9 protein-coding genes are annotated in these 12,911 nt (G+C 41.5%); 2 read left to right on the top strand and 7 right to left on the bottom strand.

From position 1 onward, the window contains the following. Positions 1–28: 28 nt before the first annotated feature. The 4 genes from NYE35_RS15510 to NYE35_RS15495 all read right to left on the bottom strand — a co-directional run bounded on the left by NYE35_RS15510 (position 29) and on the right by NYE35_RS15495 (position 5,108). Positions 29–2,413 carry a polyprenyl synthetase family protein gene (locus tag NYE35_RS15510; protein ID WP_341121550.1) on the bottom strand — a complete coding sequence of 795 codons (2,385 nt, stop codon included), beginning with the start codon at positions 2,411–2,413 and terminating at the stop codon, positions 29–31. A 76-nt stretch (positions 2,414–2,489) separates the two neighbouring features. Beyond that, a complete protein-coding gene (locus NYE35_RS15505) occupies positions 2,490–3,260 on the bottom strand; it encodes a flavodoxin family protein (protein WP_038570912.1) in 771 nt (256 codons plus the stop codon). A gap of 166 nt (positions 3,261–3,426) precedes the next feature. Beyond that, the gene (cysC, locus tag NYE35_RS15500; protein ID WP_038570909.1) at positions 3,427–3,993 is read right to left on the bottom strand and encodes an adenylyl-sulfate kinase; all 567 of its coding nucleotides are present in this window, start codon (positions 3,991–3,993) and stop codon (positions 3,427–3,429) included. A 35-nt stretch (positions 3,994–4,028) separates the two neighbouring features. Continuing rightward, a complete protein-coding gene (locus NYE35_RS15495; protein WP_341121548.1) occupies positions 4,029–5,108 on the bottom strand; it encodes a saccharopine dehydrogenase family protein in 1,080 nt (359 codons plus the stop codon). 128 nt (positions 5,109–5,236) lie between these two features. Here NYE35_RS15495 and NYE35_RS15490 point away from each other — a divergent pair, with 128 nt between their 5' ends. Further along, the gene (locus NYE35_RS15490) at positions 5,237–6,322 is read left to right on the top strand and encodes a helix-turn-helix transcriptional regulator (protein ID WP_076099281.1); all 1,086 of its coding nucleotides are present in this window, start codon (positions 5,237–5,239) and stop codon (positions 6,320–6,322) included. Between the two features lie 78 nt (positions 6,323–6,400). Here NYE35_RS15490 and NYE35_RS15485 read toward each other — a convergent pair whose 3' ends face one another. Then, entirely contained in the window at positions 6,401–7,924 is a 1,524-nt protein-coding gene (locus NYE35_RS15485) for an MDR family MFS transporter (RefSeq protein WP_076144188.1), read from the bottom strand. A 276-nt stretch (positions 7,925–8,200) separates the two neighbouring features. Here NYE35_RS15485 and NYE35_RS15480 point away from each other — a divergent pair, with 276 nt between their 5' ends. Next, complete coding sequence (locus tag NYE35_RS15480) at positions 8,201–8,623, top strand: MarR family winged helix-turn-helix transcriptional regulator (RefSeq protein WP_169744822.1); 423 nt, start codon at positions 8,201–8,203, stop codon at positions 8,621–8,623. A gap of 81 nt (positions 8,624–8,704) precedes the next feature. On the opposite strand, the gene NYE35_RS15475 is transcribed toward NYE35_RS15480, so the two are convergent. Next, positions 8,705–9,046, bottom strand: coding sequence for a DUF1801 domain-containing protein (locus tag NYE35_RS15475; protein WP_036677965.1), 342 nt, complete (start codon positions 9,044–9,046; stop codon positions 8,705–8,707). Positions 9,047–9,338: 292 nt separating this feature from the next. After that, positions 9,339–12,797, bottom strand: a complete 3,459-nt coding sequence (locus tag NYE35_RS15470; protein WP_341121546.1) for a discoidin domain-containing protein — start codon at positions 12,795–12,797, stop codon at positions 9,339–9,341. Positions 12,798–12,911 lie beyond the last annotated feature (114 nt).

Genomic DNA, 12,911 nt, shown 5'->3' with positions numbered 1-12,911 from the left:
CAAAGATGCCAACACTCCATTTTCATATTTATCGATCACGATTAACCATATAATTCAATAGATGTTTTAAAAAATTGATATTGCGGGGGATCTCTTTTAACGCCTCCATGGCAAGACAATAGTGCTCCCACATCTCTTTTCTAGCACCTTCTGAACCCAGAATGGATACAAACGTTGCATTGTTATTCTCAACATCCTGCCCTGTCGGCTTACCTAGTAATTGTAAATCCCCTTCCAAGTCGAGTAAATCATCTTTAATCTGAAAAGCAATCCCCGCATGATAAGCGAATTTCTTCAAAGCTTCTATTTCTGTCTCCTTAACCTGTGCAAGAATCGCTGGCATAACTAGTGAAGCTTCGAACGCAATGCCCGTCTTATAGAAACAAATCATATTTAATTGCTCTAGCGTCAATGCTTTTCCTTTAGAATTCAAATCCATCGCTTGCCCCATGCAGGTATCTTCCGCCTTTTGAGCTGAATATTGCATTAAAGCAATTACGGATTTAGCATCGAATGTATGAAGGGATGCCTGTTCCTCAATCGACTTCTGAATTAGAAAGAGTCCTGTCAATTCCGCCGTAGCGCTATTATACACCTCATGTAGAGTTGAACGGCCTCTTCGAGTGGGGGCATTATCCTGAGAGGGCAGATCATCGAAAATTAAGGATGCAGTATGCATATATTCCAAAGACCTCAAAAGCGGCACAATTGCTGCGCTGTCTAATCCGTATTCGTTCACACCCATAACCCAAGTCAGGATAGGTCGTATTCGCTTGCCATCACCCTCTAAACTATAATTGGCTGCATCAATTAACATTTCTTTCATAGCTGGTGTCCCAACAGGTTTATTAATCGGCAATTGATTGTTGATTTCACCACGAACCTTTTGAATCGTATTGTGAAAATCCACCTTTTCCTGCTTGTTGTTTTTTAAATTCGTAAGCAGTTGATCTCTTAGTAGTTTGTCAAAAAAATCCACATCATCAGCTTTTAACACCATTTGCTGCACGAGACGATTAAATTCGGGTTGACCCCAAGCAAAGATCTCCATAATCTCTTTATACTTTTCAGTACCCACACGTTCTTTACAACGCTTCAAACCGTTAATTGCTCGATCTAGAATCACTTCACGGGTTTTGGCATCGGAGTGATATACGGAATGGATTAGATGAGAGATGACGGTCCAGTATAATTCAAAAGGGTTTATCAAATCTGAACGTTGATCACGGTATTTCAGAAAATAGGTATACGGCGTTACCGCTCCCTCTTTCATATCGTCAAACATATCCGCAAAATCATCAGCCAGTTGATTGTAAAGACCATAATAAAAAGTACGTTGATCAAATCCATCATCTGTAGGAGCACTAATAACGGATCGGACAATTAAACGGGAAGAAGAGGATTTTAAGATAATGGGGATATAAAGCTCTTCATTGGTGTATTTAGCGTTGGAAAGTTCCTTAACACGGTCCAGCTCCTGAGATTGAAAAAACACAAAGGATTGCTCGAAAAATATGTTCTGCATTTCTGGACGTTGATAGCTTTTAATATATTGGAAAGCTTCACTAAGCTCCGAATGTACGTATCGAATGAATTCCATGTTCTCTCCGGTCCATTCTCCAAGCTCAGGCACAGATCTAGTAAGGATAGCGTCGCGTATCATGAGGGAATATTGCTCTTTTTCTTGAAGCGTTAAGACACTGGAATCGAGAAGATCATCAATAAAAGGGTAAGTCAGCCCATAAGAATAACCAAGTCTAATGGCTTCACTAAGCTTCTTAGAACGTTCCAAAGGTGGGGTACTCTCCCCCATTTCCTCCATTACATGCAGAATGACCCCGATAATGATCTTAATTAACTTACGCTGCGCTTGTTCGGCATTCATTTCCTGCGGAATATGGGTTGATACGTTCTTTAGCTTGTCGATCACCCAGATGGTGGCGGTCTCGACGCCTTCTTTTTGCGCCCAGCGATATACTCCTGCCAAGCTCATAAATTCCGATTGTTCTCTTATCATTGTTGAACCGTCTGGGATCAATTGAGATCTAATGTCAGCAACCATTCGCTTAATCCTGTTTTGTGTGTCAGGAGAATCCAAGGCTTTGCCCAGATCTCTCATATATAAATAGGAAACGCTGCGATCTAAATAATCATCCAATTTACCGGAAAGATTCAGCCACCCTATATACTTATGATAATCCTGAGAATCAGGTTTCCTCTTCCCTCTAGAGAAAAAGGACAACCATGAGCGGCGATGAATATGATGTTTTTTCCATAATTGAATATCTTCAGTCAGAGTAGATACATACGTTTTTTCTTTGAACTGCATATGCAGTGAAACAAAATACTGAGCCGCCCTCTGCTCGGCTAGCGAATAGGCTGAATCGGCATGATCGGTTAAATTTACATTCATAGGTGGATTACCTCAACTTCTCTTTTGGTTAATTGTCGGTCATGTTCATATCTTATACGGGGAAGTGTCTTTATGGTTACGAATTCTTCGCCATACGTTTCCCAATAAAGTCAAAGATCAGACCCGCTGTCCTTTTTATAAGACCCAATGAAACAGGATAATAATAACCAGACTCAAACCAGCCTTGTTCTTTGTAATACCGGTAATCCCTGGAATGATCATCAAGCATTGTTTTTATACTTGTACGTGACATTCGAAACAGCATTAACCTGAAAAATGAAGGAACCGGAGTCTTAGGTGACATGAGGTCCTTATAGAATCTTTCGGAGGCTTTCTTAATTTCTCTCGTCATTTTTTTCTGCGCAACTTCTGTTCTTGGTTCCAAAGTAGTCAAGACACAGCCTTTTGTGACTTGAAATCCGAAATTCTCGCCCATATTACTAAGATATTTTTCAATTTTGTTGCCTCCAAAGATCCCCTGATTGACAATAGCCGTGAAGGTTTTTCCGAAGAAACGAGGTCTATGAAATACAAAGGCAAGCCGATCCAAGAGGTTCTTCATCGGTGCCGATACATGAAATGCATAATTAGGGGTAGCGAAAATAACCCCGTCAGAATGAATCATTTTCTCCATCAATACATCACGATCATCCTTTAGTGGACAATACTCCTCACCTTTATTGAAACATATCTTACAGCCCCGGCAATATTCAAGCCGATAATCTTTTAAAAAGACATACTCAAATTCAATATCACCATATGCTTTTAAATTATTGCCAAATTCACAAACCGCTTCAAAGGTCGCATGCTTTTGCTGATTCCCAATAAATGCAGTAACTTTTTTCATTTGGACTCCTCCATATATCGCATATTTTGAATAATCCCGATAAATATGAATGAATTTATTTTTGTTCATTCATATTGTAGCACCTTGATTCCCTTTATGCGATAAAATTCCATTTGAGAATGCAAAAAAAGAAGCCCTACTTAATTAGGCTTCTGTTAACTTCCCACTATATCTTTTTAGCGTAATTATGTGTAACAAAATCAACTAGTAGATTCACACTGCTCTCCATATTGTAAATCTCTGTGTCAACTGTCAATTCGGCATGTTTAGGGGGTTCATAAATAGCATCAATACCTGTAAACTCACGAATTTCACCTTTTCTAGCTTTCTTATACAACCCTTTAGGATCACGTTGTTCGCAGGTTTCTAATGAACATTGCACATAAATCTCTGCAAACTCGCCAGACTGAAAACGATATCTAATCGCTTCTCTAGCAGCTGAAGAAGGTGAAATCATCGGGACAAGCACTATAAAGCCAAGGTCCAAAAACATAGACGCTACTTCGGCCGCGCGCCGCATATTTTCTTTACGATCCTCTTCTGAAAAACCTAAATCGATATTTAAACCTTTTCTTAGCTGGTCGCCGTCGATCACAGCACATCTTATGCCTTGCTTAAACAATTCTTTTTCAGCTTGTTGTGCTAGTGTACTTTTTCCTGAACCTGATAATCCTGTGAACCAAAACACGCCCGCTTTATGACCGTTCAACAGCTCCCAATCTTTTCTATTCATTCTATGACGCCCCTTTCTATATGATTAATATTATACTAGTTTACCGCAGTCTTGAGAGAAATTGCTGATCCTAATTCCTTCTGTATATACGCTATATCAGTCAGCTGCTCAATATGGTAAACTCCACCTGGGGGTGGTGAATCATATAGATGTTTTGCTACTGCCGCTGTTACTTTTGCCGTAATGATAGATTGATTCTTTCCTTGTAATAAAAAATCCGCATGAAGTAATTTACCTTCTAAATTTCTTCCACTTGCCTCAACCTTAATAGCGAACCCATCATCCCCCAAATGCAGCCGCCCCATAGCACGAACAATTAAATTCTTCAGCCAGCCTATTTGCAGTAAGCGAACGGCTCCTGTTTTTTTCGTTATTGCCAGTATTTTAGTAACCATAGCTGAATCAAGACAAAATCGTGTGGAGATAGACGATGCTTTCAGTGTTCTGCTAAGTGTCTGTTGATCTGAGAATGGAAAACGGTAAGCATATCGATTACCCATCTTATCACCAAAATGATATAACCTTCTGTCTGTAAAGCTCTCCACCTCAACCTGGCGATTACCCTGCTTCACTTCGAACTTAGCTGCTAAACTGTCGACTGTCCATTCTAGCGCCGCTTTGCCATGAGAATCACCTAGTCCGAGCATAATTGCAATTTCTATCTCCTCGATCTGATCCATCTGCCGCTCTGCTTCAAGGGCCAGGAGATTAGTGATGCCGGGAGCAAGTCCTACACTTAAGACAGCACTTGACCCATTATCTTCAGCCTCTCTCTTGTATTTCTCAATTTCATTCAAAAACAAACCGTTCGCAGATACATCCACATAATCAATACCGCTTCGAAACACAGCTCTTACAAAATCTGCATCCGTTTGATCTAAGCACATAATGATTAATTTCACTCGTTCTAACTTATCAGTAGGTAAAGGTTTATTAATATCCACCTGCATCGGCTTAATTTTCCCATCAGTTGCTTGACTGAATTGCTTTGCTTTTACAAGGCTTCGCCCTGCAGCATATACCTTTCCAGGATATTTTTTCTCTAAGATTTCACAAATGGTACGCCCTACATGGCCATATCCACCGACGACTACAATATCTTCTTTTCTCTGCATTTTATCACCGCATCCTATATAATAGAAATAATTAAGAACCATTCTCAATTATACGGATATGGTTTACATTCACTATCCCATAAATGTGGGATACCTGTTTTTATACTCCATGACTAGAGGGCTGACCTATGAAAACCATAAGACAACTTAATCATATTAAACAACAAATCATAAGGTTAGGTGCTGTTTCTGATTCTTCACATAGCTACCGTACTTCATTACTGTCGATTTTGCGCGATGCTGTACCCTTTGATGCTGCCTGCTGTACCCATGTTGATCCACGTACACTACTCTCGACAGGTGCAGTTACAGAAGATAACGTGGAATCCATTCACCATCACTTGTTCCAGATCGAATACGGTGAAGACGATATTAATCCCTATGAGCAAATGGTTCATAGTAAAATGCACGTAGCTACTTTATATGAAGCAACCGAAGGGCAGCCAGATTTGAGTGCTCGCTATCAAAAGGTACTGTCTCCGGCAGGATTTGAGGATGAATTACGCGCTGTACTTGTTCATGGAGATGCGTGTTGGGGGTATCTGACACTTTACAGAAAGTCGGGTCAGCCTGTATTTTCGCGGGAGGATTGTGAGTGGATAGCCTTAATGCTTCCTGAGATTGCCGCAAGAATGCGGGCTTTCAGTCTTGAGTTGCCTGAGAGAAATCAGACTTGGCTGGAAGAAGATTACGGTTCCGGAATTGCTGTCCTTTCTGATCAACTAGTGCTCCTCTCCTCCAATCCTACAGCAGACCGCTGGTTAGAGAAACTTCGTTCATTAGAAAAAATTGATCACCATATCCTGCCACGTCCAATTCGGGCGGTGAGCACACAAGCAATCAATAGTCCCTCTGAATCTTCGGGGATGGCTAAGTCCTGTATCCGGATGTCAGAAGGACCTTATCTAGTGATCCGGGCTAGCCGGCTTCATGCATACGACGGTCAGACGCAAATCGCTATTTCATTCGAGCCTGCACGTCCAGCAGATATGCTTCCTATCATTGCAGAAGCGTATGATCTGACGAAACGGGAACAGCATTTACTTGAAGGAGTAATTCGTGGATTATCTACTAAAGAATTGGCTGCTGAGTTACATATTTCTGCTTACACGGTTCAGGATCATTTAAAATCCATTTTCGCTAAAGCAGGTGTCAGCAGCCGTAGAGAGCTTATCTGGCATTTACATTCTCGATATAGCATTTCAGAGAAATAGGATCGCCGAGCTTCTTATCAAAAAAGCCCAAGCCTTTATTAACAAAGGACTTAGGCTTTTATTTTATCTTTTATTTCCTTAATGCGATGCCGTAAATTCTTCCAGCTCAGAAGCAGGATCAAACTTCTCCCTGCTCATCACAAATGCTGCCATTAGAGCTATAACTGATGGAATAATCGCCCAAGCAAAGGTATGAACAAGAGAAGAAGATAATCCTTCGGTGATTTTATCAAGAACCTCAGAGGGAATTTTGGCCCGTGTGTCGGGAGTCAAAATTGTACTTGGATCACTTAGATTAACACCTTCTGGTGCCGCGCCTCCTTTACTGAACATGGAAGTTAATTTATTCGAAAAAATGTGACTTTGAATAATACCAAATACCGTAATACCAAGTGTCATTCCCAGCTCCCGTGTGAAGCTAAGTGTCGAACTTGCAGAACCCCGTTGTCTTGCTGTAAATCCATGAATCGCTGCATTGCTTAGAACAGAAAATGATGAACCTATGCCAAGACCCACCAGAAACATAAAAATAGTGACCATAAACCGGGAGGAGTCTGGTGTTAGTGTGGTAAGCAGAGCAATACCTGCAACAAGGAGTACTAACGTAGAAATCATGATCGTGCGATAATTAAATTTAGAGAGCATGAATCCTCCGCCAGCAGCAGTAATAACAGAACCAATCATCATCGGAAGTAGAACAAGCCCCGAATTTGTGGCAGACCCGCCAAGAACCCCTTGAATATAAATTGGAATGTACACCGAGGCTGTAATAAATGCCGCTCCGCTAAATATCGCCATAACATTACTCGTAGAATAGAGACGATTCTTGAACATGCCAAAGGTAATGATTGGCTCTTCTGCACGACGTTCAATAAAAATAAAACCAATTAAAAACACAACAAAAGCCATAAATAATCCCAGAATCATTGTCGAGTCCCAAGCATATTTCTTACCCCCGAGCTCAATCGCAAACATGAGACAAAGGATTGAAGCTACAAGTGTAAAAGCCCCAAGATAATCAATTTTCTCTTTGGAATGCTCAACAGATTCTTTGTAGAAGAAAGCGATCATAAAGAATGCAATAACACCAATGGGTAAATTGATATAAAAGACCCAAGACCAATGAATATAATCCGCTATATAAGCGCCAATAAGAGGACCAAAAATACTGGAAATACCATAGGCAGCACCGAATAACCCCCCGATTTTCCCCCGTTTTTCTGGGGCCACTACATCGAACATAATCGTGAATGCAATAGGAACGAGTGCCCCTCCACCAATACCCTGAATTGCCCGATAAATACTAAGCTGGACAATAGAATTTGCCGTACCACATAAAGCTGAACCAATCATAAAGACAATAATACCGAAAATAAAAAATCGCTTACGTCCATACATATCCGATAATTTACCGAAAATCGGCATACCCGCCATCTCAGCTATCATATAAGCGGACGTAACCCACATCAATTTGTCAAAACCGCCAAGGTCACCTACAATGGTTCCCATTGCGGTTGCAAGTATAGTATTATCCATTGATGCCATAAGGGTGGCCAACAATAGAGCTACTATAATAACCCCAACTTTATTTTTCTTTTCCATGCTCCTTTTTCTCCTCCACTTTTCCCAAATGTTTAGTTCTACTCTAATTGTTAAAGGATTGTGCACAGGCTTCATTCCAAACCACGTGATGTTATATCCTTTGCAAATTAGTGAATAATTCGATAAAATCAAGACAATTAATTAGATGTTCATCAAGCATCTTGTTTATTAATTATCTTGACTATCAAGATATAAACATTTTAAAAGGAGGGTCCTCTTTTGTCAAGAGATCGACACAATCAAGTTACAATTCAGCAGGAAGACTTAACTTTACGCATGCGGGGCCTAGGCAGCCGAACGGTTTTGTATCAGCAAAAAGTAGCAACTTCTTTGGGGTTATACAATAACGATTTTCTATCTATAGATATCCTTCAGGAAAAAGGTCCTATCACCGCCGGCGAGCTATCCAAATTAACTGGACTTACTACAGGCAGCATTACCACATTAGTTGATCGACTTGAAAAAAACGGCTTTGTTCGCAGAGAACATGACCCAAATGACCGTCGTAAGGTGATCATTGTCCCTTTATATGAGAATAACGAGGTTGGAAATGCCTACCTTCCTTTGCACACTAAGATGGTTAAACTGGCGTCTTCCTTTACTGAGCAGGAGCTTGAGTTGATAACAACATTTTTAGGCAAAGCAAGTACCATCCTGGAAGAGCAGATTCATTATCTCAGCACTACAACTAGTAACTAAAACTGTATAATCATCAAAAAAGGACGATATCCCATGAAGTCAAATGACTTTGAGATATCGTCCTTTTAATATAAGTATGGATCAAAGAGAAGCTGAAGCTTGAGCAACTAAAGAGACCAACTGTGCAGAATCAAATGTGTCTCCTTTTCGAAGCTTTAAGGTTTTCCTTTCAGGTGGTCCCTCAAATGCTCCCTCTGGAAGCGTTAGCTCGGTTGTATTAAAGATTACAAAGCTGACTGCGTCTTTTGATGTCGAGATGGCCGCAGCGTATTTTCCATTTTTCAAAAAATGAGGTTTCTTATACTGAATACGTTCCTGCACATCCGGTATAGCCTGATGAACAACCTCACGTAGTGAGGTGGACAACTCCACCTGCCATGATTCTTTTAGCGCTTCAATAAAATCGATTACTTCCTGATTCATTTTTCATCTCTCCCTTTAAGTAATTAAATGGTTTGCCTGAATAAGCGCAGTAAGTTGTTTAACAAAATCAGGAGGTCCTTTGAGATCCGACGCATCTGCTATGACGAACATAAGATGATGAAATCAACACATCTGCAAAAGAATTTCAAAAATTTAATAGTTTAAATTCCCCATATATTAATTTCTTGTTCATGTAGTCATTATCCTTCTGGCAAATTAGAGATATCCAGCTCGTTACAAGCTAAAAAGGGAAAAGCTCCTAAGAGCTTCTCCCTTAACCTCGTACATAAAATTAATGAATCGTTAGATTAAAACCGCTCTGAATATAATTCAGATTCGGATAAGCAATGTTGGAAGTTGTCAGGTTATTAAAGGTTGCCGCACCATTGCCTGTATAGGTGTAAATAGCTGCACCTTTATGTGGACCTGAGAACCGTGAAGTTGTTATTCCATCAAGTCCTGTACCGTTAATATTGATGTTGTTGAACACGATGTTCTCGAATCCACCACCATATCCAAATTGAATCGCATCACGCTGGGTATTAATGATGTCTATGTTGTTAAATGTAACGTTCTTGATAGCATCATTTGATGCTTCAAGATCAATTGCGCCACGTTCACCCCCATAAAGATCTTTACTCGTGCCACTGTTAATAATGGTTGTATCTGAGAAAACTACACCCGTATTATTCTGGAAATGATAACCTGGAAAAACGGTATTCATACGTATGCCGGAACCGCCAACTGTATCAATGATATAGTTATGATCAGCCTTATGACCACTTCCTCCAAAGAAAGCAATCGCTGCCGCACGCCAGTTATTCTCAATGGTGTTATACGAGAAGGTATTATTCACACCAGCAGGTGCACCATTTGTGTTACTGGTCCATACTGCAAGACCATCGTCACCATTATTTCGCACACTGCTATTGCGTACAATTGAATTGCTAGTACCTTGCGAGAAGTTGATGCCGTCTGCAAGATTGTTCCGAATCCGACTGTTTTCAACTACCAGCCCGTTAGCATAAATCGCAGGTGTATGAGCGTAGTCGCCTACCCACATTCCGCATTCAAAATGCTCTACCCAGACATCATGGATAATAGAGTTGGTTCCAAAGTTATCCATAAAACCTTTGTAAATTGCATTTTGCCCATAACGTGAGCGCAAATTAGAATTCATATATACATTACTGAAATCTAGCTTACCTGTAATACGGAGTGAAATACCACCGCCCGCAGCATTAGGATTGGTAAACTGAATATTGGTGTGCCAGAGACCAGCACCAGTAATAGTGAGGTTATTGATCATATTACTAGCAGAACCAATCTCCCACATACTGCTAAGATTAAAGGTTCCTGCTGGAATATAAATAGACTTCCCGCTTGCCACGGCTGCATTTACAGTAGCTTTAAAAGCTGCCAGATCATCTTGTCCGTCGTTTGCCACAGCACCGTAATCTGTTACAGATACGGAGTTAGCTGGGCGGGCAATTGCTGTTGGAACAGATTCAATTTCAATGAAATCCACACCATATTCCAAGCTATCTCCATTGTTCTTCTGGATTCGAATCTTGTCCCCAGGTTGGAGGGGTGTATCCATCTTCCAGTGAACTTCATCAAAACGGAATAGTGGACGTCCTGCACTAGGTGTATCGCCAGGCATATCACCTGAGAAATACTGCCAGCTGTAGTATGAGGTTAAGGAAACTGTTTTTACTTTCGCTCCATTCACATACACATCCAGTGAACCATTCAATCCCATCCCATCTGCAGAGTCAGGCATTGTAAATCTCATCGTTACACCTGCGCCGCCTTGACCCTGTCTGACCGTCCACTCTAAGTTCGAACCATTCGAAGGAAGAGCTATATAACGCTGGCCAGAAGCTTCAGAAGCGATTAATGCTTGATCAAAGGTTGGCGCCGATTTCAATGTCGCGCCACCCCCGAGAGTAGCGTCCTCGGTATCATATCGACTATACGGCATGCTTGCACCACGCGCAGCATAGACAACGAGATTAGAAACACTTACATTATTCGCTTGCTTGGCAGCTATCTCATTAGCATCCACTTCAACAGTAGTGGTGACTGTGTAGTTACCATTAATCGCTGTCCAAGTCCCTGGAATCGCAACATTAACTGATGCCCCCCCTGCTAAGGCACCGTTATAAGATCCATTATAGGTTTGAATAGTGGAACCCGCAGAGTTTTTAAGAACAACGCTTATACCATGTGAACCACTTGCAGTGGTGATGGTTCCTTGATTCTTAAGATTTACATTGAACGTTACATTGTTATTAGCAACAGGATTACTTGGCGTCCATGTAACAGTTCCCACTAAGTCAGAGCTGGACACTGGAGCGATAATAAGTGAGGCTGGGTTCGTGTAGCTGTTATTCGCTTCATTTTGTTCGATAACTAGGTTGTCTTCATCAACTTTGGCACTAACTGAATACGTTGCGGCAGGCTTAACTCCTGCGGTAAGTGTCATCGATGCTGTTGTCGATGCTCCAGTTGCTAGTACACCTACCGGAGCTGAGCCTACAAGCTCATTATTCAAATAGAAATTAACAGTAGTAGCTGATGAGTTGGCATTGCCGATATTCTTTACGATTGCATTCAGCGTAATCGCATTAGACTCAACCGGATTCGTTGGTGACCAGGACATGCCAGCAATCACCAAATCCGGATTCGGAGCTGGAGTACCGTACACTTCAAATTCGGCGATCTGTCCAGCTGGAGCACCCGAGTTGGCAGTAATATTAAGCTGTAGACGTTTGACAGTTGCGGTAACAGGAATGGTTACTGTATTTCCTGAAGCTGGATTAAACGAATACGATTGTGCTGACACCAGATTCCCAAATGTCGTTGTGTTTTGATTGTGACCGAGCACTTGAATCGTTTGGGTACGTGCTCCCCATGCAGCGGTTGGATTTAACTTTAGAACGATTGAGGAAACATTGTAGTTTGACCCCAGGTCAAGTATCAATGAACTAGGATTACTGCCACCTTCCCAGTATGTGTTGGTGTTGTTGTCATTAGCATTTGCTGCCACAAATGATTGCGTATTAGAGGATGCGGTAATCGATTTGCCAACCGCGATATTACTGCCCGCAACAGGCGTAGCCGTTGGCGTTGCTGTCGGTATGGCTGTTGGCGTTGGTGTGACAGTTGGCGTTGGTGTGGCTGTTGGACTTGGTGTGGCTGTCGGTGTGGCTGTTGGCGTCGGTGTTGGTGTGCTAGCTCCATAAATTTCGAATTCAGATACTTGCGCTGCCGGCCAACCCGTATTGCCTGTTACATTCAGGCGTACATAACGAGTGCTGGTTGCTGAAAAATCAATCTTAACGGTGTTCCCTCCTGCTGAAGGATTGAACACATAATCAGCTGAACCAACAATGTCAGTGAATGTAGATCCATTTGTGCTGCCTTGAACGGCGAGTGTTTGCGTACGCGTCTCCCAGCCCGTTGGCAGCTTCAATACGATTTGGTCAATACTTGTCTCTGTACCGAGATCAACTTGGATCCATTGCGGAAATGCATTATTGCTGCTTTCCCAATACGTCTCTTGATTGCTGTCTTTCACATTGTTTGGACTGTACGTTTGTGATTGACCGCTAGCCGTTACAGTTTTGCCCAGCGTCAAATTCGCGCCACCAGAGGCACTAACAAATGTGAACGGACCCGCTGCCAGGTATAAACTTGAAATCAACAGGGTTACTACAAGCGACCATACGACATACTTGTTGCGCATTATAATCCTCCTCTTAATGTAGATTATCACTAACGTGTCACCCTATCTGAGTGCTCAAATGATAGCGTTTACATTCAAATTCATCTCAGAGCACATTAAATAACAACCGATCCT

This window comes from Paenibacillus sp. FSL L8-0494 (assembly GCF_038003695.1).
GTDB classification, from domain to species: domain Bacteria; phylum Bacillota; class Bacilli; order Paenibacillales; family Paenibacillaceae; genus Paenibacillus_AQ; species Paenibacillus_AQ odorifer.
The sequence above is the reverse complement of the archived record's forward strand: the minus strand, read 5'-3'. Positions and strand labels throughout refer to the sequence as shown.

Bases quoted from the DNA above. Each gene is read 5' to 3' on its own strand.
- NYE35_RS15470 (WP_341121546.1), bottom strand. From the start codon at position 12,797: ATGCGCAACAAGTATGTCGTATGGTCGCTTGTAGTAACCCTGTTGATT.
- NYE35_RS15485 (WP_076144188.1), bottom strand. From the start codon at position 7,924: ATGGAAAAGAAAAATAAAGTTGGGGTTATTATAGTAGCTCTATTGTTG.
- cysC (WP_038570909.1), bottom strand. From the start codon at position 3,993: ATGAATAGAAAAGATTGGGAGCTGTTGAACGGTCATAAAGCGGGCGTG.
- NYE35_RS15505 (WP_038570912.1), bottom strand. From the start codon at position 3,260: ATGAAAAAAGTTACTGCATTTATTGGGAATCAGCAAAAGCATGCGACC.
- NYE35_RS15480 (WP_169744822.1), top strand. From the start codon at position 8,201: ATGCGGGGCCTAGGCAGCCGAACGGTTTTGTATCAGCAAAAAGTAGCA.
- NYE35_RS15495 (WP_341121548.1), bottom strand. From the start codon at position 5,108: ATGCAGAGAAAAGAAGATATTGTAGTCGTCGGTGGATATGGCCATGTA.
- NYE35_RS15490 (WP_076099281.1), top strand. From the start codon at position 5,237: ATGAAAACCATAAGACAACTTAATCATATTAAACAACAAATCATAAGG.
- NYE35_RS15475 (WP_036677965.1), bottom strand. From the start codon at position 9,046: ATGAATCAGGAAGTAATCGATTTTATTGAAGCGCTAAAAGAATCATGG.
- NYE35_RS15510 (WP_341121550.1), bottom strand. From the start codon at position 2,413: ATGAATGTAAATTTAACCGATCATGCCGATTCAGCCTATTCGCTAGCC.